This window comes from Blastomonas sp. 34TW, assembly GCF_059803595.1.
Genome location: NZ_JAPFGW010000007.1, coordinates 204,824 through 224,764, shown reverse-complemented (window position 1 = coordinate 224,764; position 19,941 = coordinate 204,824). Strand labels below are relative to the sequence as shown.

Below are 19,941 nucleotides of genomic sequence, written 5' to 3'. Positions count from 1 at the left end.
CAGCTACCTCCTGCCATATTGAATCAACCGTTCACGCCGCGCGCAAGCGGTTAATAGGTCCTGACCCTAGTCGCAGCAGAGAGGGGCACGAGTAACGCAGGCCCCTCTCCCAACCCTCTCCCCTGAAGGGGAGAGGGCTATTACTCCAGATAGAGCCCCTGCAGCCGCGCCATATCGACTTTGGTTACGCCGATCGTCGCCAGATAGCCTTCGACCCCGCCATAATCGCGGTCGAGCACCTCGAAGAACTGCGCCAGGTGCGACTTGCCCGACGCGGAATAGAGCGGTTCGGCCTTGACCCCTCCGGGCTTTTTTGCGGCGGCGGCATAATATTGCACGATCGGATTGGTCGGATAATCCGCCGGATCGAGCGGCGGCATCTCGTTCTGCGGTCGGCGCAGCTGGGTCGAAAGGTGATAGTCCGCGAGAATCGTCTCGCGGTCGACGCCGAGTGCGCTGAGGATCAGCGCCGAAGCAATGCCGGTGCGGTCCTGTCCGGCCGAGCAGTGATACATAACCGCCCCATCATCGGCGAGCAGCCGCTTGAACAAGGAGCGGTATTGCGGGGCGAGCAGCTTTTCCATGCCGGTATAGACATATTCGCCCTTCATGCTGCCCATGTTCGCCATCAGCGGTTTCAGCGAATAATCGTTGGAGACGAAAAGCGCGCCGGTGCGGTCGTCGAGCTGGGTTGCAGCGACCTCGCGCTCCTCGAGCGAGCGCAGGTCAACGATGGTGCCGATATTCAGCCCGCCGAGCAGCGCATAATCCTGATCGGTGAGCAGAGGCAGCGCACCCGAGCGGAAGATCTTGCCCCAGCGCACGGTCTTTCCGCCCGCCGCCTTGTAGCCGCCGAGATCGCGGAAATTCGATCCCTTGGCGAGCGGCAGTTCGCGCTCGGCGGTCAGCGTCAGCGAGGCATCGCCGCCATCGCGCAGCACCAGGAACTGGCGCTTGGCTGACGGCATGGCGACGATCGCCTCACCCTTGCGGCTGGCCTTGACCAAAGGCACGGCAGCGCCGGCGGCGACCGGCGTGTCGGTGACGATGACGTCGACCGGATCACTGTCGGTCCAGGTCACCTTGACCTTGTCGGCATCGATGCGGCTGACCGTCACGCTGTCGATGGCGAGCGCGGGCATGGCGCTGGCGAACAGCGCGAGGGCGAAAGCGGTCTTGAAGCGCATGGCATTCTCTCCTGTCAGAAGCCGAAGCGGATGCCGGCGAGGTAACGTCGGCCGATCTGTTCCACCTCGGTCGGGCGGCCCTTGTTGCCAAGGAAGGCGGTATATTTGGCGTCGGTCAAGTTGTTGAGATCGGCAAACAGGCTGATGTTCGGCGTGATGTCATAGCGGATGGCGACATCGACATTGGTGTATCCACCGCGAAACTCGTCGCCGGTCACGGTGCCGCCGGTGCCGATCGAGAGCGTTTCCAGATAGTCGCTGCGCCATTGGTAGCTGGCGCGGATCGAAAGCCCGTATTTCTCGTAATAGAGCGAGGCGTTGACGATCGTGTCCGAGGTTCCGGGGAAGCCGATATTGCGGCGCTGGTCGGTATCGAAGCTGCCTTCGATCAGCGTCAGGTTGCCCTGGAAGCCGAAACCGTCGAGCGGCGAGGGCAGGAAGGTGAACTGCTGCTGATAGTTGAACTCGACCCCGTAAAGCTCGCCCGAATTGCCGTTGAAGCTCGAGGTCAGCAGATAGCGCGAGCGATCGACGCCGTTGCTGTTGAACGCGTCCGACCCCACGATCTGCGTGTTCGAAAACAGCACGTTGTCGACCCAGCGGTGGAAGCCCGACACCGCGATGATGCCCTGGCCCGGAATGTAATATTCGAGGCTCGCATCGACGCCCCAGGTATATTCGGGACGAAGATCGGGGTTGCCGCCAGCGATTGTGCCGGGGCTGTTCGTGTCATTGATCGCAGAGCCCACGCGGATTTCGCCGAAGCTGGGCCGCGCGATGCCGCGCTGTCCGGCGACGCGGAAGACGAGATTGTCGGTGACATCGAAGCGCGCATTCACGCTCGGGAAGATGTCGGTATAGTCCTGCGGTGCCGAGAGCGGCACCAGTGTGCCGTTGGCGAGCCGCGCCTGGCCCTGGTTCTGCAACCGGAAATGTTCGACGCGCGCACCGGCAATCACCTGGCCGCCGTCGAACACCCATTTGGCCATGCCATAGGCGGTCAGCGTCTTCTCGTTCAGTTGAAAGCGGTTTTCCGCAGGAACGTTGTTGGCGGGGTTGAACCGGCCCTGGCGCTGGAGCGTCGCGAAGATAGTGTCGAGATCGGCGCGCATCCGCGTGTTGTCGACATAGTTGAAAGTGATCCCGAGCGGGAAGCCGGTATCCCAGGGGGTGTTGGTGATATAGCTGGCAGGGTTGAAGCTGAGCCCCGTGCCCGCCAGCGCCTGGGGCGAGAGCAGCACCGCGTTCGAGGTCGCGAAGATGAACCCGCCGATATCGCGATCGGCATAGAGCAGCCCGCCGGTCAGCGTCACATCGCCCAGTTCCTTGGCGACATCGAGCTTCACGGTATAGCTGTCGGTGAACACGTCCTGCACGATCGGGATGACCAAGGCGGGAGAGGTGTTGGCGTTGATCAGCGTGGTCTGGTCGAAATTCGCCAGCGCCGGGCCGCGCACGAAGCTGCCCGCCGTCGCCCCGGGCACGGTCTGGAACAGCTGCACGATCGGCAGGTTCGGGCGGCTGAAATCATAGCGTACCGAAGGCGAGGTCGCGGTGGCGGTGCTCGCCTGAACCAGCGGCAAATAGGTGGTGTTTTCGGTGCGGGTATAGTTCGCCGCGAAATTCACCTTCCAGCCATTTTCCTCGTAATCGCCGCCGATGGTGTTGATGAAATTGCGCGTGCGATAGTTGCCGAGGTTGAACGAGCCGCGGATCGGCACGCGAACAAGATCGCCGCCCGAAAGGTTGCGCGTGCCCGACAGCGCGCGGTCGAGCCGGATCTCGTACTGGTCGCGCTGCTCGTCGTCCTTGAACTCGGTATAGATGGTCCTGGCATAGAGCTTCTGGCCTTCCTGCGGCGAATATTCCAACGCGGCGAACAGGCCGTTATTCTCGCGGACAAGGCGATACTGGCGGATGTCGATCTCGGTCGGGCCGAACTGGGTATCGGTAGGGCCGCTCGGTTCGTCATAGAGGCCGACCTCACGGTTGTCGGTCACCTGCTCGCGGCGGTAATGCGATGCGCCTGCGACGACGCCGAACGTGCCGTCGCTGTACGAGACGCGCAGCGAACCCTGGCGCTGGTCGCCTTCGCCGAGTTCCATGAAGCCATATCCGACATCGCCCTGGACATGGAAACCGGTCTTGCCCTCGAGCGGCGAAAAGGTGCGGAGGTCAATATTGGCGACGATCGCCTCGGCCTGGATATTGGGGGTGAGCGACTTGTTGATCGCCAGCGCGCTCAGGATGACCGCTGGGACCGCGTCGAAGCGATAGGCGCGGGTGAGGCCGCCTTCGTCTGCACCGATCATCGGCACGCCGTCGATGCTGACCGAAGTCCAGCGGTTGGGCGCGCCGCGCACCTGGATATAACGTTCCTGGCCCTGGTCACGCTGCACCGCGACGGCGGGCAGGCGCGAGAGCGCGGCGGCGCTGTTCTGGTCGGGGAAGCGGCCGACCGAGTCCGCTGCCGAGATGTCTATCAGATTGTCGGCATTGCGCTTTTGCGCGATCGATTCCCCCTGCGCGGTGATGATCGCGCCCTGGACGATGATCTCGCCATTGCCGTCCTTATCGTCCGCGGCAGCTTCCTGCGCCATCGCGGGCATGCCGGTGGCTGCTGCGGCCAAGGCCATGAGCGAGATCGATGTGCGCAGCAGCGCGGTGGCAGATGTTTTCAGAATCATGGCGCAACCCCCGTTGGTGTTCGGGGGCGCAGCTAGGGACGCGCGATGACGCCGCCATGGCGTCTTGATGACAAAATGGTCAATCTTCGGTTACGATATGACTTGCTATCGTAATCAAGATGTCGCGTCTTTGTCGCCAAAACGGGTTCAGCTCTGCAACCTGCTCGCAACCATATCGTCTATCCCGTTGACCACCTTGGCAATTCCCTTCGGATTGGGGTGAATGCCATCGGGCAGCATCAATGCCTTGTCGGTGATCACGCCGTCGAGGAAAAAGGGATATAATCCCGCATCATATTGTTTGGCGAGCGCGGGATAGATCGGGTTGAACTTGCTCGCATAATCCTGGCCCAGATTGGGCGCGGCGATCATGCCGGTGAGTACGACCGGAATGTCGCGCTTCTTCAGTTCGTCGAGAATCGCTTTCAGATTGCTCTGGGTCTGCTCCGGGCTGATCCCACGCAGCATGTCGTTGCCGCCCAGGCCCAGGATGACGAGATCGGGCTTGCGCGGCAGGCCGTCGAGCGCGAAGGCGAGGCGCTGCAGCCCCGCTGCCGTGGTGTCGCCCGACACCCCGGCATTGTGCACCTGGACGTTCAGGCCCCTGGCGGACAGTGCCTTTTCGAGCTGCGCGGGGAAGCTCTCGTCCTGCTTTACGTTATAACCGGCATAGAGGCTGTCGCCGAACGCCATGACCAGCCGGGTGTCGGCGTTGAGCGGATTGCGGCCGGGCTGTTCGGCACCGGTTTCCTGGCCCTTTTCGACCGGCGGCTTGGTCGCTTCGTCCGACGGCTGCGTGCAGGCCGCAGTGCAATGGACAAGCAATAAAGCCGCCCCATATAGAATGCTGTTCCGTCCCAAAGCGAAAGCCCTTTCATTTCATGCACGATACGCTCACGCGGCCGCATATTGCCCCCCATATTGCTATTGCAGCCCGCAATGTCACCCTTGTCCTCGGCGAAGCGGGGCATGAAACGCAGATTTTGAAGGGCATCGATCTGGAAATTCCGCTGGGCCAGTCGGTCGCGCTGCTCGGACCTTCGGGATCGGGCAAGTCGTCGCTGATGGCGATCCTGTCCGGCCTGGAACGCGCGAGCAGCGGCGAGGTGCGCGTCGCCGGCCTCGATTTCGGGCCGATGGACGAGGACGGCCTGGCGCGCGCGCGGCGCGGGCGCATCGGCATCGTGCTCCAGGCCTTCCACCTGCTGCCGACGATGACCGCGCTCGAGAATGTCGCGGTGCCGCTCGAGCTGGCCGGGATTGCCGATCCGTTCGGTACGGCGCAGCGCGAGCTGGAGGCGGTCGGGCTCGGCCACCGCGTGACGCATTATCCCAGCCAGCTTTCAGGCGGCGAGCAGCAGCGCGTCGCCATTGCGCGCGCGATGGCACCGGGGCCGGAGATCATCTTTGCCGACGAGCCCACGGGCAATCTCGACGGCGCGACCGGCGAGGCGATCATCGACCTGCTGTTCAGCCGCCAGCGCGCGAGCGGCGCGACGCTGCTGATCATCACCCACGATCCCTCGCTCGCAACGCATTGCGACCGCGTGATCGAGATGCGCGACGGTCTGATCGTCGCGGACCGGGCTGGCGGCGCTGGCGCATGACCTGGGCGCAGATCTGGCGCATTGCGCGGCGTGACCTATCCGGGCGGTTCCGCGGGCTTCGCCTGCTCATCATCTGCCTGTTCCTTGGCGTCGCGACATTGGCGACGATCGGCAGCCTCACCGCGTCGATCACCGGCGAGCTGTCGCAGCGCGGCCAGGTGATCCTGGGCGGCGATTTCGAGGTGACGATGTCGCAGCGCCTCGCGAGCGAGGCCGAGCTCGCCGCGTTCGAGCGCGAGGGCCTGCTGTCCGAAACCGTACGCATGCAGGCGATGGCGCAGCGCACTGCGCCGCGCGCGAGCGGCAGCGGCCCCGATGCGATCCTCGCCGAACTGAAGGGCGTCGATTACGATTACCCACTTTATGGCACGATGACGCTGCAATCGGGCAAATACGCGCCGCTCGACCCCGCCAGCACAGTGATCGGGGCAGGGCTGGCCGACCGGCTGGACCTCAAGCGCGGTGACAAAATCCGCTTTGGCGACGCCGAGTTCACTATCACGGGCATCATCGCGGATGAGCCCGACCGACTGGGCGAGGGCTTCACGCTCGGCCCGGTCGCGCTCGTCTCCGATCTCGGCATCCAGCGCACCGGGCTGATCCAGCCGGGCAGCATGTACGAGGCGAAATATCGCGTGAAGGTCGGCCCGCTCGCCGACCCGGCGCAATCGATCGCGCGGTTGAAGGCGGAATTCCCCGAAGCCGGGCTCGAGCTGCGCGACCGCGATCGCGGCGCACCGGGCACTGCGCGCTTCATCGAGCGCATGGGCCAGTTCCTGTCGCTGGTGGGGCTGGCCGCGCTGGTGATTGCCGGGATCGGCGTCGGCAACGGCGTCGCCTCGTATCTTGCCACCAAGCGCCAGGGCATCGCGACGCTCAAGATCCTGGGCGCCGGTTCCGGCGACATCTTGCGGATTTACCTCGTGCAGATTCTCGCGGTGTCGGCGCTCGCGATTCTCGGCGGGCTGATCGCAGGCGCACTGATCCCCCCTGCCATCATCGCGGCGGCGGGCGATGTGCTGCCGGTCAAGCCGGGATTTGCCATCTATCCGCGACCGCTGGCGGTGAGCGCGGCCTATGGCCTGCTGATCGCGTTCATTTTCGCGCTGCCGCCGCTGGCGCGCGCGCGGCATGTGCCGGCGGCGGGGCTGTTCCGATCGCTGATCGAGGGCAACCGCTGGCCGGACCGCGCGACGCTGATCGCGGTCGGCATCGGCATTGCGGGCATCGTCACGCTGGCGCTGGTGACAGCGCGCGAGGCGGTGTTCTCGGCCTGGTTCATGGCGGCGGCAACGGGCGTGCTGCTGATGCTCGCAGGAATCGGCTGGGCGATCCGCTGGACCGCCTCGCGCCTGCCGCGGCCCAAGGCGCCGCTGCTGCGCCTTGCGCTCGCCAACCTGCACCGCCCGGGCGCACAGACCGGGCAGCTGGTGGTGGCGCTCGGGCTGGGGCTGACGCTGTTCGTGATCCTGGCGGGCATCCAGACCAGCCTGACCAACGAGATTACCCGGACGGTGCCGAAAGAAGCGCCCAATCTGTTCGTGCTCGACGTGCCGGTGGCGCGCGAGGCCGAATTTCGCCGCACGGTCGAGCAGGCCGCGCCGGGCGCGGCGATCAACGCGGTGCCCTCGCTGCGCGGCACGGTGACCGGTTACAAGAACATCCGCGTCGCCGACCTCAAGGACATTCCCGAAAACGCCTGGGTGCTGCGCGGCGAGCGGGGGCTCACCTATGCCGAAACGCTGCCAGAGGGGAGCGAACTGATCGAAGGCAAATGGTGGCCGAAAGGCTATGAAGGCCCGCCGTTGGTTTCGATCGACCGCGAGATGGCCAATGTGCTCGACCTCAAGGTTGGCGACAGCCTGACCGTCAGCCTGTTGGGGCGCGAGTTCACCGCCAGAATCGCCTCGCTGCGCCAGATCAACTGGGACACGATGGGCTTCAACTATGTGATGGTGTTCAGCCCCAACACATTGCGCGATGCACCGCACAACCTGGCCGCGACGGTCTCGCTCAAGGGCATGGCCGATGCCGACGTAAAGGAGCGCGCGGTGAGCAAGGCGGTGCTCGCCGGGTTCGCCTCGAGCTCGGTGATCGAGGTGCGCGATGTCATCGGCCAGGTGACCACGATCCTGACGCAGATCGCCACGGCTATCGCTGCTGCCGGGTCGATCGCGATCCTCTCGGGCATCGCGGTGCTGATCGGCGCGATCGCCGCCAGCCGCCAGGCGCGCATCTATGACAGCGTGATCCTGAAGACGCTGGGCGCGACGCGGCGGCAGATATTGTCGGCCCAGGCGCTCGAATATGGCCTGCTCGCCGCGCTGCTCGCGCTGGTCGCGCTGGCGCTGGGGCTGACCGCGGCCTGGTATGTCATCACCCAGATTTTCAGCTTCAACTGGGCACCCGACTGGCCGGTGGTGATGCTGACGCTGGCGGGCGGGGCACTGCTGACGCTGGGCCTCGGGATTGCCGGATCGTTGCCGGTGCTGGCGGCGCGGCCCGCGCGGGCGCTGCGCCAGCTTTGAGCGGGGCGATATGGTAATGCCAGCGGCACGGGTAGCGCGGATCGGGCGCAGCGCCGGTGCATCCTGACCGCGCGCGCACCAGCCGCGAATAGAGCCGCGCGAAGACTTGCGCATACCAGAGGAACAGCGTGTCGGGCGGCTCGGTCGCATTGCCCGAGCGAGACCGGTCGATGGTGAAATGCCATGGGCCGGTGACGGTGAACGCGCCTGCGCCCACGAACGTCCAGGCATGGCGCTCGATTGCGCGCATCAGCAGCCGCGCGGCGAGCGGGGCGGGGAGCCAGCGCAAGGCCATCGCGGCAAGGCGCGGGATGCGGTTGGCGATGATATAGTCCGCCGTGCCGACAGCCGCCGCCACCGCGATGTCATTCGCTTCGGTTGGATGCAGCATCGCCAGCGCGTGGTGCAGTCGCAGCGCCTGGCCCTCGCAGATCATCGCTTCGCCCGAGGGCAGGGCATCGATCCCCGCGACCTCGAGGACCTCGCGCGCCGCGTCTGCGCCAATCGTGCCCTCCATCGCCCATGCCATTTGCAGCACGGCATTGGGGCCGATCAGCGCGCCCGTGTGCGCCTGCACACTGCCAGCGCGCGAGGGAGCGGCAGCCACCTCACTCGCCCTTTGGTGCTGCACTCAACTCGATGCGATCGCGCGCGCGCTCCTTCATCTGCGCGCGGACGGCGGCGCGGCGTTCCCCGGCGCGCGCGGCGCGGTCCGCCGCCGTTTCCCAATCGGACGCCGCCTGCTCGACCGCGATGCGCTTCTCGTCGAAGTGGAAGTCGACGCTCTTGGCCGTCTGCGGCCCCCAATAGCCCGCCTTGCCGAGATCATAAAAGGTGCGGCGGAAGCCTGCGCGCAGAAAGGCATAGAGGCACCCCAGCAGATAGCGCCGCCGGAAGCCCGTTCCGCGCCAGGGATAATGGAACAGGGCCTTGCGCATGTAGAAGCGGCGGTAATTGGCCATCACCCGGTCGAGCAGCTCGCCGCGCTCCATCGCCGCGGGCTTCATGATCGGCGTCACGAAATTGTACTTGCTGAAATCATGGACCTCGACCTTGTCCTTCAGCTCCTCGAACAGCGGGGTGAACGGCCAGGGCGTGTACATCGACCAGTTGGCGAGGTCCGGCTGCCAGTCCCAGGCCATGCGCCAGCTTTCCTCGAGCGTCTCGGCGGTCTCGTTTTCCAGCCCCACGATGAACTGCGCCTCGACGAAGATATCGGCCTCGCGCAACAGGCGGATCGCGGTCTTGTTCTCCTCGACCTTGGTTTCCTTGTTGAACAGGTCGAGCCGCATCTGCGCCGCCGCTTCGGTGCCCAGGCTGACATGTACGAGGCCCGCTGAGCGATAGAATTTGAGCAATTCCTTGTCGCGATAGATATCGGTGACGCGGGTGTTGATGCCCCATTTCACCTTGTCGGGCAGGCCGCGATCGATCAGCTCCTGGCAGAATTCGATGAATTTCTTGCGGTTGATCGTCGGCTCCTCGTCGGCGAGGATGAAGAAGCCGACGCCATGCTTCTCGTGCAGCTCCTCGATCTCGTCGACGACCAGTTTCGGATCGCGCACGCGGTAATCGCGCCAGAATTTCCATTGCGAACAGAAGCTGCAAGTGAATGGACAGCCGCGCGCCAGATTGGGGATGGCGACGCGCGTGCCGAGCGGAATGTACGTGTACTGCTTCCAGTCGAGAATGTCCCAGTCGGGCTTGAGGCTGTCCATATCCTTAATCGTCTCGGCCGCCTTGGTCGCGACGATCGCATCGCCCTCCCGGTACGCGAGGCCCGCGATATTGGCGCGCTCCTCGAGATAGCGCCCGCGCTGGATCGCGCCGAACAGCTCGACGGCAATGTTCTCACCCTCGCCGCGGACGATGACATCGATATGCGGCGCTTCGACGAGCACCTGCTTGTACATGAAGGTCGCATGCACCCCGCCGAGCACGCGCACCGCGTGCGGCACGGTGAGCGCGGCGATCTCCAGCACCCGCTCGGCGGCATAGATGCTGGGCGTGATCGCAGTGGTGCCGACAATATCGGGCTGCAGCGCCGCCATGCGCGCGGCGAGATCGTCGTCCGACACCCCCTCGGTCATCGCGTCGATGAAATGGATGTCGTCAAACCCCGCGCGCCGCAGCGGCCCGGTGAGATAGGCCACCCATGCGGGAGGCCAGGTCCCCGCAATCTCCGCCCCGCCCGACCGATAATTGGGATGCACGAACAGGATACGCATGGGGCCCTCCGAGACTCGGGGGCGGCATGCCCCGTACTATCAGAGGATGCGAGGGCGGGGCGGGGGGATCATTGAGGTGGATCAAATTTGGGGCGATGAAGAGCCCAGACGTAATCGGGCCTTTTTCCCTTCTAGTCACTCAAAATTCGAGGCCAGCCGCTGGTGTCCTACGGTTGCAAATCCGCCATAGAAATAGATTTGATCCGCTGGCGACACGGATGTCGCAGGTGCGCGGAGAGACGCAGCTTCTAGCAACAGGACTTCCTTAAGAGCCTCCGAAAGAGCGTCATAGGCGGCTGTATCCTGCTGAATTTGCTGGATAATCATCTCTTTGGTGACTGCCATATCCCTATCCCTCTATACTGTTTATCACTTCCTCTATGCCAACTTCCCTCAGCTGTTCAACAGCTTTTACCAGCGCTTGCTCGAGACCTAGATGCACGGTAGAAATTCGTGCGATTTTCGGCTGAGAAGAAAGCTTTGCCCAAGGTTTGGTGTAGCCTTGGCGATCTTTACGAGTCGGTGCTTGAAAAAGTTCCCGATAAAAGGTTGGTGCTACACCCTCGAAGGGCTCGAAAGCCACTGGGCCATGCGATCCCTTTTTGTCCTGACTCTCGTCATATGCAGCCGGTATGGCATCGACGATAACCATATCACCATACAGGTCTTCTGTCATGCTTTTTGGGTAAGGTTCGATATAAACTACCCTGCATATCCCAGATGCTATAATGTGCCTTGCGCACATATGGCAGGGAAATGTGGTCGAAAAAATCTGTCCGCCACCAATTTCTATGCCTCGCTTTGCTGCCTCTGTAATAGCATTCATTTCAGCATGGACAACACGGCCAAATTCAATGAGATTTGATACCCTCAACTCTTTGAATTGGCTCTCAAAATCGCCAAATATCAAATCATTAACGATTGATTCTGCATTTTTCCCTTCAGGAAAAGTTACAATACTCTCTTTGCTAAGGAATGATATTAGCTCTTGAATTATTTCAATCTTTTTAACGGCGTTAAAATCCCGGCCTTTCTTGTAATCTCGATTGTCAAGTTTGTCGTCCATGTCAGGCCAGTAACTACCCCCTCCAGCCAATGGAACTTCATTGCATCCAGATGCTACCAGATGTTGGCCCTTGTCGACAATTACTGCACCTATTTGCCGAGATAGATCGGCAGACCTGTAAGATTTAGCTTTTGCCTCGTACATAAAAAACTCATCCCTATTAGGGGTAATGTATGGGCTGCCAAAATATAGGGACAAAAATCTGTCAAGTTTTAATTTGAAATCTGACGATAGCCGAATAAACAGGTCTGCAAGTGGAAAGGTGTCGCGCAAACTTTGACCAATCTGACTCCCATCTCTTTTTGAGTCGATCTCGATCAGGCTCTGAGCGGATTCAATATAGTCGTTGTCAGATGTGCTCATGTATGACTTTGAGATCAACGCTGCAAGATTGGCCTTTCGTTCTTCTCTCGAAGTAAACGCTGATATAAGGATAAAATTTTGATTGTACATACCTTTGAGGGCTCTCACCTCATCGGGATGCTTTAATGAATCAATAATATAACAAGTGTTGTGGGCGGGTACATCGGGATCTTGAACGCCCCGTTCGGCTAGTACCTTCGAGCGTTGGCTACGTATGGCCGCCACAATTAATGGAACCAGCGCATCTCCGTGTGATGTCTGGTTCCGTAAAGTGTCACCAGCTGCCATCAGTAGCTTAATTCGTTCATCATGCTTCGCATTTGTTATTTTATCAGCGAGATCTTGTTTGCATTTGAACTCAATAAGTTGGCTGACACGAATGCGGTGGCACTGGTATCCAAATGGGAGCAAACTCTCATCGAGCGACTCGGCAAGTGTATGTAAGTCAGTGCCTATTGGGCCCGCCAGCGCGATAACAATTTCTGGTTTCTCAGGTGCTCTCATGGGCCCACTCCTCAGACCGCTGATTATGTTTCAATAAGTGGAATTGTCTAGTGGATATTCAATTGTTGAAAAAATCTGGGGCAATACCATCAATTTGAGGCCAATTTACCCATTCTGGACGGATTCACTTGGTCAAGAAGCGTGTTCTGAGTAAGCCTAGAGCGTTTTCACATTGAGCGAAAACGCTCTTGTTTTTTGATGCCGCATTTTCCGGGCCGTTGACCGTGAACGGTCAACTTGAAAATGCTCTAAATCAGGAAAAATGATGATCGTTTGGCCCAGATGTTGGTTTGGCGTCTAACGCTCGAGACTACAAAAAAGCCGCCCCGGTCATCCGGAGCGGCTTTCTGATTTCCCAGCGGGAAGGGGCGTAAGGGTTACGCGGCCTTCTTGAAGCTGTCGACCGCGACGCTGACGCGGTTCGAGATCGGCTGGAACACGTCGCCGGCCAGCTTGATGAACGCTTCGCTGTTCTTCGAGGTCTGGGCGACGGCGGTGTCGAAGCTCTTCTTGACCAGCTTGGTCTGCAGCTCGATGAACTCGGTCGGCGACTTGACGGTGGTCATTTCCTTGAGCGCCGCGGTCAGCTCTTCAAAGCCCTTCTTGGCGTCTTCGGCATAGGCCTGGCCCATTTCCTGCGCGCCCTTGGCAGCGATCTTGCCCGATTCGACCAGGGCTTCGACATTGCCCTTGTTGAACTCGCTGGCCTGCGAAACCATTTCGGTGCCCTTTTCATAGGCGGTCTTGGCGCGGGTCGACATGTCGCCCATCAGGCTCTTCAGACGCTCGGTCATCGCCTCGGCGGCCTTCTTGGTTTCGGTGGTGATGGTTTCTGCGGTGGTCATGATCTTCGATTCCTTCTTGATTGCGGGTGCGGCGGCCTTGGCGGCGACCGGTGATGCGGGAACTGCGGACTGTTTGATCGTGGTCTTGGGCTTTGCCGGTTTGGCGGCAGGCTTGGCCATCTTTGGTTCCGCGGCCTTGGCGACGGGCTTGGGAGCCTCTGCCTTGGCTGCGGGGACAGGCTTCGCCGCCACGGGCGCCGGGGTTACGGCAGGTGCCGCAGCCGGGGCGACCTTCGGCGCGACCACGGGGTCGGCAGCCTTGGCAGGTTCGGCCTTGGGAGCCGCCGGAGCGGCTTCCGCTTTCGCACTCGCGGCAGCGGCATAGGCCTTGCCGGCGTCCCCGTCGGCAGGCTGTTTGCTTTGATCGGACATTGCGGTCTCACTCTCGTGCTGCTTCATGCTGCACTGCACAATAGTGATCGACCGGCTTGACGTCAAGGAAAATGTTGCACTGCACAAAAGGCGGGCGGGCGCAATAACCTGATGGTGATTTTATAGCGCAGCCCGCAAGGCGCCGCAAGCCGGTCAGCGGGCCTTGACGTAGCGTCCTGGCGCATCCTCGATGGCTTTCAGCTTGCCCTTGCCGGGCACGCGCGCGCCCTTGGCCTTTACCGTCTTGGGCCCATGCGCCTTCAGCCATTCGATCCAGTCGGGCCACCAGCTGCCCTTCGTCTCCTTCGCACCTGCGACGAAATGCTCGAGGCTGTTGGCGGGCGCGTCGTTGGTCCAGTACTGGTATTTCTGCATCGAGGGCGGGTTGACCACGCCCGCGATATGGCCCGAGCCTGCGAGCACGAAGCGGGTGGGGCCGGAAAGCGCCTCGTTCAGCCGCCACACGCTTTCGAGCGGCGCGATATGATCCTCGCGCCCTGCCTGGATATAGGCCGGGGTCTGGATGAGCCTTAGGTCGATCGGCGTGCCGTCGATCACGATCGATCCGGGCTGGACCAGCCGGTTGTCGCGGTACAGGTCTTTCAGATACGATTTGTGCCACTTGGCGGGCAGGTTGGTGGTGTCGCCGTTCCAGTGGAGCAGGTCGAACGGGGGATAATCCTCGCCGAGCAGATAGTTGTTGATGACATAGTTCCAGATGAGGTCGCGCCCGCGCAGCAGGTTGAAGGTCGCGGCCATATAGCGCCCGTCGAGATAGCCCGGGCTGCCCAGCTGCTCGATCAGCGCGAGCTGCTCGTCGTCGACGAACAGGGTGAGATCCCCCGCCTTCTCGAAATCGACCTGCGCGGTGAAGAAGGTGACCGACTTGACGCGGCTTTCCTCGCCGCGCTTCGCCAGCAGTGCCAGCGTCGCCGCCAGCGTGGTTCCCGCGACGCAATAGCCGATGGTGTGGACCGAGGGCACGTCGAGCAGGTCGCGCACGGTATCGATCGCCTCGATCTGCGCCTTGACGTAATCGTCCCAGATGACGTCCGCCATGCTCTCGTCGGCGGATTTCCACGAGACCATGAACACGGTGATGCCTTGCTCCGTCGCCCATTTGACGAAGCTCTTCTGCGGGTTGAGATCGAGAATGTAGAAGCGGTTGATCCAGGGCGGGAAGATGACCAGCGGCGTCTCCACCACCTCGTCGGTCGCCGGCGCGTACTGGATCAGCTGGAACAGCGGGCTTTCGTACACGACCTTGCCCGGCGTCACCGCGATGTTGCGGCCGAGCTCGAAGGCATTGGGGTCGGTATGCGTGAGCTGGCCCTTGCGCATGTCGGACAGCATGTGGTCGAGGCCCTTCAGGAGGTTCTCGCCCTTGCTCTCGACCAGTTTTTCCATGACCAGCGGGTTGGTGAGCGCGAAATTGGCGGGGCTCGACGCGTCGATCATGCCCTTCAGGGCAAAGCGCAGCTTTTCCTTCTGCCTGGGCTCGAGCCCTTCCAGCCGGTCGGCGACGCGCAGCATCTGTTCGCTCACCATCAGATAGCTCTGCTGGATCAGCGCATAGACCGGGTTGTCGTGCCATTGGCGCGCGGCGAAGCGGCGGTCGCTGCGCAGTTCGGGCACCTGCGCCGGCGTCGCGGGCGGGCCGCCCTCATGCTCGGCGATCAGCGCGGGCGGGGTCATGGCGCCGATAAAGCCCTGCCACAGCGTCATGCCGTCGCGCCACATATCGGCCTGGGCATCGAGCATCGCCTGCGGCATCGATCCCATCCAGGCGGGCAGCTTGGCCTGGAACGCCTGCGGATCGGTGAGCGCGGGCAGGTCCTTCTGCGCCATCTGCTGCGCCATGGTCGCGGCATGCTCGAGCATCATCTGCTGCGCGCGGCCGAACACCCAGGTCCAGTGCTGCATCTCTTCCAGCGTGGGCAGGCCCGGCGGGGTGAAATCGGTATCGGCGGACATGGCGGCCTCTCGTTGTCGATGCTTTTCAAGCGTTCCTAGCAGCCGCGGCAAGCAAAGATAAGTCCCTGATAAACGGATCGCCGCGCTTGCGATACGCAGGTTCCCCTCCCTGGCCAGGGAGGGGCTAGGGGTGGGTCGTCTGCGCCAGCGCCGGCTTGATCACGCTTATCCACCCCCAGCCCCTCCCTTGCAGGGAGGGGAGCTTAACCGGGTCTGCCCGCTTTTGCTCGACACGCGCGCGCACATAGGTCAAGGATGCCGCTCCATTCACGGAGAACTGAAAAGCGAAATCCTTATGTCCGACGAATTCTACCGCATCAAACGCCTGCCGCCTTATGTGATCGCCGAAGTCAATGCGATGCGGGCCGCGGCGCGAGCGGCCGGAGAGGACATTATCGATCTCGGCATGGGCAATCCCGATCTGCCGCCGCCGCCGCACGTGATCGAAAAGCTGTGCGAAGTGGCGATGAAGCCCGATGCGCACGGTTACAGCCAGTCCAAGGGTATTCCCGGCCTGCGCCGCGCCCAGGCGAACTATTATGCGCGCCGCTTCAATGTCGAGCTCGACCCCGAGACCGAGGTCGTGGTAACGATGGGATCGAAGGAAGGCCTGTCGAGCCTCGCCACCGCGATCACCGCGCCGGGCGATGTCGTGCTCGCGCCCAATCCCAGCTATCCGATCCACACCTTCGGCTTCATCATCGCCGGGGCGACCATCCGGTCGGTGCCGACCACGCCGGACGAGAATTACTGGCGCTCGCTCGACCGGGCGATGGCGTTCACCGTGCCGCGCCCCTCGGTGCTCGTCGTCGGCTATCCGTCGAACCCCACCGCCGAAGTGGTCGACCTGGCGTTCTACGAGCGGCTGGTCGCCTGGGCGAAGGAGAACAAGGTCTGGGTGCTGTCCGACCTTGCCTATAGCGAGCTCTATTACGATGGCTGCCCGACGCCCTCGATCCTGCAGGTGCCGGGTGCCAAGGATGTCGCGATCGAGTTCACCTCGATGTCGAAGACCTATTCGATGGCCGGATGGCGCATGGGCTTTGCCGTGGGCAACCGCCAGCTGATCGCGGCGCTCACCCGGGTGAAGAGCTATCTCGATTATGGAGCATTTACGCCGATCCAGGCGGCGGCCTGCGCGGCGCTCAACGGCCCGCAGGATATCGTCCAGAAGAACCGCGAGCTCTATCACAAGCGCCGCGACGTGATGATCGATGCGTTCGGCCGGGCAGGGTGGGACATCCCGGCCCCGCGCGCCTCGATGTTCGCCTGGGCTCCTCTGCCGCCCGCGCTCAAGCATATGGGAAGCCTCGAATTTTCCAAGCAGCTGCTGCAGCACGCCAAGGTCGCGGTGGCACCCGGCGTCGGCTATGGCGAGGACGGTGAGGGCTATGTCCGCATCGCGATGGTCGAGAACGAGCAGCGCCTCCGTCAGGCCGCGCGCAACGTGAAGCGCTATCTCGCCAGCATGGGCGTCAACACGCCGGGCCAGGCGGTCGGCTCCTGATCGCGATGGAAGGGTAGGTTCGTTTCGGACGCGACTGTGCTCCCCTTCGCGCGATGAACGCGGTTTAATGCCCCCGAGACCGCAGCATCGGCCAGGGGGTCGTTATGAACGTGCACTATCGACCAGCGCTGTCTACCGCGCCCGCAACCAGGGACGGCTCCATGCCACCCTGGCTGCTGGTGGGCAGCGATCGCACCGAGCTGGAACGCCTGGCGCTGGCGCTGGCGCGCTTCAGGATCGATGCGCAGCCGCATTTCGACGGACCGGCGCGCGTGCGGTATCGCCCCGTGCTGTGCGATGCCCGCTGCCGCGCCGTCGTGCAGAGCTGGATCGATGACATTCCCCAGCGATCGGCCCCGCTTCTGTTCGTCGGCGCCGGCACCAGCGGCACCCGCGCCCGCCTGATCGAGGCCGGGGCCGACGATGCCATTTCGGCGCGGGTCGGTCCGGATGAACTTGCCGCCCGGATGAAGGCCGCTGCCCGGCTGAATGCAGCGCTGCAGGGGCATATCCGGCTTGCGGATTTCACCTTCGACACCGGCCTGCGCCAGGTGCGCTGGCAGGGAGAGACGCTGTCGCTGATGCCGCGCGAATATGATCTGCTGCTGGCGCTGGTGCGCCATGCGGGCGAGATCGTCAGCCGCGACGATCTGCTCCACGCCATCTGGCAGACCCCGTTCGATCCGGGCACCAACAGCGTCGAAGTGCATGTCTGCAAGCTTCGCCGCAGGCTCGCCGGGATGGCAGATCGTATCTGGATAGAGACGGTGCGGCATCGCGGTTATCGTCTTGTCCGGGCATCCGCATCCGGGGGGTGACACGTCGCGCGCATCGATTATGGTCGGTTGCAAGACGCAATGCGAATCTGCGCGGGAGAGGCCATGATCGATCTGTATTACGCCCCGACACCCAATGGGTGGAAGATATCGATCATGCTCGAGGAATGCGGGCTGCCGTACACGGTCCGCCCGGTCAATATCGGCGCAGGCGAGCAGTTCGCACCGGAATTCCTGAAGATCAGCCCGAACAACCGTATCCCGGCGATCGTCGATCATGCCCCCGAAGGCGGCGGCGATCCGGTCAGCGTGTTCGAGACCGGCGCGATCCTGCTCTATCTCGCGGAGAAATCGGGCCGGTTCATGCCCGCCGATCTGCGCGGCCGCTATCTGGTGATGCAATGGCTGATGTGGCAGATGGGCGGGCTGGGGCCGATGCTGGGACAGAACGGCCATTTCAAGCTCTATGCGCCCGAAAAGCTGCCTTATGCCATCGACCGTTACGAGCGCGAAACCGCGCGGCTCTATGGCGTGCTCGACCGGCGGCTGGGCGAGGCGGACCATGTCGCGGGCGCGGATTACACGATTGCCGATATGGCGATCTTCCCCTGGATCATGACGCACAAGCGGCAGGAGATCACGCTCGACGATTATCCGAACATCAAGCGGTGGTATGCTTTATGCCGCGCGCGCCCGGCGCTGCAGGCGGGCCTCAACGTGATGAAGGACGCGATCAACCGAAACCCGCAGGCGGACGCGAAGGTGCGCGAAACGCTGTTCGGGATCAGGACCTGAGCGCAAGTCTATGCCCCAAGGATAACCCATGACCCACGCCATCGAATTCTGCTTCGACCTGTCCAGCCCCTGGACCTATCTCGCTTTCCACAACATCCGCCCGCTCGCCGCGCGGCACAGTGCGGAAATCCGCTGGACGCCGATCCTGGTCGGCGGGGTGTTCAACGCCGTGAACCCGTCGGTCTATGCCGCGCGCGAGGCCATGGACAGCCCCAAGTTCCGTCATATGGGCAAGGTGATGCGCGACTGGGCGAAGCTGGCCGACGTGGAGCTGAAATTCCCCGCGCCCTGGCATCCGTTGAAGAGCGTCAATGCCATGCGTGCCTGCTGCGCGCTGGAGGATGATCAGGCGGCGCTCGAACGCTTTGCCGAGGCCGCATTCCACGCCTATTTCGTCGAGCAGCGCAATCTCGATGACGCGACGGAAATAGCGGCGGTCGCCGATGCGATCGGCATGGATGGCGAAGCCCTGGTCGCGGCGGCGAACTGCCAGCCGGTCAAGGACCGTCTGCGCGCCAATACCGAGCGGCTTGTGGCGCGCGGCGGCTATGGATCGCCCTCGATTTTCGTGAGAGGCACCGATATGTATTTCGGCAACGATCAGCTCCCGCTGGTGGAGCAGGCACTCAAGCGCAACGGAGAGGCAGTTTCATGAACGACCGGGTCAGCATTACCATCGAAAACCATGTCGCCGATGTGCGGCTCAACCGCCCGGACAAGATGAACGCGCTGGACCCGGCGATGTTCGATGGCATCATCGGTGCCATCGACCGGCTGGAAAAGGAACCGGGCGTGCGCGCCGTGGTGCTGTCGGGCGAGGGACGCTCGTTCTGCGCGGGTCTCGACATGGCGAGCTTTACCGCGCCTGCGGGCGGATCGGATGGCTCGGCGCCCTCCAAGCTCACCGACCGCACCTATGGCAATGCCAACAAGTTCCAGCAGGTGGCATTCGGCTGGCGCAAGCTGCCGATGCCGGTGATCGCGGCGGTGCATGGCGTGTGCTTCGGCGGCGGACTGCAGATAATGTCCGGCGCGTGCATGCGCATCATCGCGCCCGATGCGCGGCTTTCGATCATGGAAATGCGCTGGGGGCTGATCCCCGACATGGGCGGCTATGCGCTGTGGCGCGGCACGGTGCGCGACGATGCGCTGCGCGAGCTGACCTATACCAACCGCGAGTTCAGCGGCGAAGAGGCGGGCCGGATCGGTTTTGCCACGCATGTCGACGCCGATCCGCACGCGCGCGCGATGGCGATCGCCACCGAGATCGCAGGCAAGAACCCCGATGCGATCCGCGCCGCCAAGGACCTGTTCAACCGCACGCCGGACATGGACACCGACGCGATCCTGATGGAAGAAAGCGTGCTGCAGGAAGACATCATCCGCACGCCCAACCAAATGGAGGCGGTGTTCGCGTTCATGCAGAAGCGCGCGGCGAATTTCAGCTGAGTGACTGCCTCGCCGGATGAGGTGTCGTCACCCCGCGAAGGCGGGGGTCCCGC

Annotated in this window: 15 protein-coding genes and 1 pseudogene; 7 read left to right on the top strand and 9 right to left on the bottom strand. The window is 62.7% G+C overall.

All coding sequences use genetic code 11. From position 1 onward, the window contains the following. Positions 1-140 precede the first annotated feature (140 nt). From OPU69_RS11215 to OPU69_RS11205, 3 genes are all read right to left on the bottom strand, one after another. Positions 141-1,187, bottom strand: coding sequence for a tyrosine-protein phosphatase (locus OPU69_RS11215; protein ID WP_498511064.1), 1,047 nt, complete (start codon positions 1,185-1,187; stop codon positions 141-143). 14 nt (positions 1,188-1,201) lie between these two features. Beyond that, positions 1,202-3,874 (bottom strand): TonB-dependent receptor, encoded by a 2,673-nt coding sequence (locus tag OPU69_RS11210; RefSeq protein ID WP_498511062.1) that lies wholly within the window; start codon positions 3,872-3,874, stop codon positions 1,202-1,204. Between the two features lie 147 nt (positions 3,875-4,021). Then, on the bottom strand, positions 4,022-4,699 hold the full coding sequence (locus OPU69_RS11205; RefSeq protein ID WP_208598011.1) for an arylesterase: 678 nt from the start codon (positions 4,697-4,699) through the stop codon (positions 4,022-4,024). Positions 4,700-4,755: 56 nt separating this feature from the next. Here OPU69_RS11205 and OPU69_RS11200 point away from each other — a divergent pair, with 56 nt between their 5' ends. Together OPU69_RS11200 and OPU69_RS11195 are read left to right on the top strand one after the other, a co-directional pair. After that, the gene (locus OPU69_RS11200) at positions 4,756-5,481 is read left to right on the top strand and encodes an ABC transporter ATP-binding protein (RefSeq protein WP_060979335.1); all 726 of its coding nucleotides are present in this window, start codon (positions 4,756-4,758) and stop codon (positions 5,479-5,481) included. After that, positions 5,478-8,009, top strand: a complete 2,532-nt coding sequence (locus OPU69_RS11195; protein ID WP_060979334.1) for an ABC transporter permease — start codon at positions 5,478-5,480, stop codon at positions 8,007-8,009. Before OPU69_RS11200 ends, OPU69_RS11195 begins: the two co-directional genes overlap by 4 nt. Before the next feature lie 79 nt (positions 8,010-8,088). On the opposite strand, the pseudogene bchJ reads toward OPU69_RS11195, so the two are convergent. The 6 genes and pseudogenes from bchJ to OPU69_RS11165 form a co-directional block, all read right to left on the bottom strand. Beyond that, positions 8,089-8,586 (bottom strand): annotated as a pseudogene (gene bchJ / locus OPU69_RS11190) (bacteriochlorophyll 4-vinyl reductase); the annotation flags it as partial. A gap of 31 nt (positions 8,587-8,617) precedes the next feature. Then, a complete protein-coding gene (bchE, locus tag OPU69_RS11185) occupies positions 8,618-10,237 on the bottom strand; it encodes a magnesium-protoporphyrin IX monomethyl ester anaerobic oxidative cyclase (protein ID WP_498511059.1) in 1,620 nt (539 codons plus the stop codon). Between the two features lie 135 nt (positions 10,238-10,372). Beyond that, positions 10,373-10,582: a hypothetical protein gene (locus OPU69_RS11180; protein ID WP_498511057.1), complete on the bottom strand. Its 210-nt coding sequence runs from the start codon at positions 10,580-10,582 to the stop codon at positions 10,373-10,375. Positions 10,583-10,586: 4 nt separating this feature from the next. Then, positions 10,587-12,170 carry an anti-phage dCTP deaminase gene (locus OPU69_RS11175; protein ID WP_498511055.1) on the bottom strand — a complete coding sequence of 528 codons (1,584 nt, stop codon included), beginning with the start codon at positions 12,168-12,170 and terminating at the stop codon, positions 10,587-10,589. A gap of 377 nt (positions 12,171-12,547) precedes the next feature. Further along, positions 12,548-13,387 carry a phasin family protein gene (locus tag OPU69_RS11170; RefSeq protein WP_498511053.1) on the bottom strand — a complete coding sequence of 280 codons (840 nt, stop codon included), beginning with the start codon at positions 13,385-13,387 and terminating at the stop codon, positions 12,548-12,550. A gap of 153 nt (positions 13,388-13,540) precedes the next feature. Then, positions 13,541-15,361, bottom strand: a complete 1,821-nt coding sequence (locus OPU69_RS11165) for a PHA/PHB synthase family protein (RefSeq protein WP_498511051.1) — start codon at positions 15,359-15,361, stop codon at positions 13,541-13,543. A 295-nt stretch (positions 15,362-15,656) separates the two neighbouring features. On the opposite strand from OPU69_RS11165, the gene OPU69_RS11160 reads away from it, so the two are divergent. From OPU69_RS11160 to OPU69_RS11140, 5 genes are all read left to right on the top strand, one after another. Then, positions 15,657-16,868 (top strand): LL-diaminopimelate aminotransferase, encoded by a 1,212-nt coding sequence (locus OPU69_RS11160; protein ID WP_060980279.1) that lies wholly within the window; start codon positions 15,657-15,659, stop codon positions 16,866-16,868. Positions 16,869-17,029: 161 nt separating this feature from the next. Next, positions 17,030-17,686: a winged helix-turn-helix domain-containing protein gene (locus tag OPU69_RS11155; protein ID WP_066215514.1), complete on the top strand. Its 657-nt coding sequence runs from the start codon at positions 17,030-17,032 to the stop codon at positions 17,684-17,686. Positions 17,687-17,749: 63 nt separating this feature from the next. Further along, entirely contained in the window at positions 17,750-18,439 is a 690-nt protein-coding gene (locus tag OPU69_RS11150; protein ID WP_498511048.1) for a glutathione binding-like protein, read from the top strand. Between the two features lie 28 nt (positions 18,440-18,467). Beyond that, positions 18,468-19,094, top strand: a complete 627-nt coding sequence (locus OPU69_RS11145; RefSeq protein WP_498511046.1) for a 2-hydroxychromene-2-carboxylate isomerase — start codon at positions 18,468-18,470, stop codon at positions 19,092-19,094. Next, on the top strand, positions 19,091-19,888 hold the full coding sequence (locus OPU69_RS11140; protein WP_060980275.1) for a crotonase/enoyl-CoA hydratase family protein: 798 nt from the start codon (positions 19,091-19,093) through the stop codon (positions 19,886-19,888). Before OPU69_RS11145 ends, OPU69_RS11140 begins: the two co-directional genes overlap by 4 nt. Positions 19,889-19,941 lie beyond the last annotated feature (53 nt).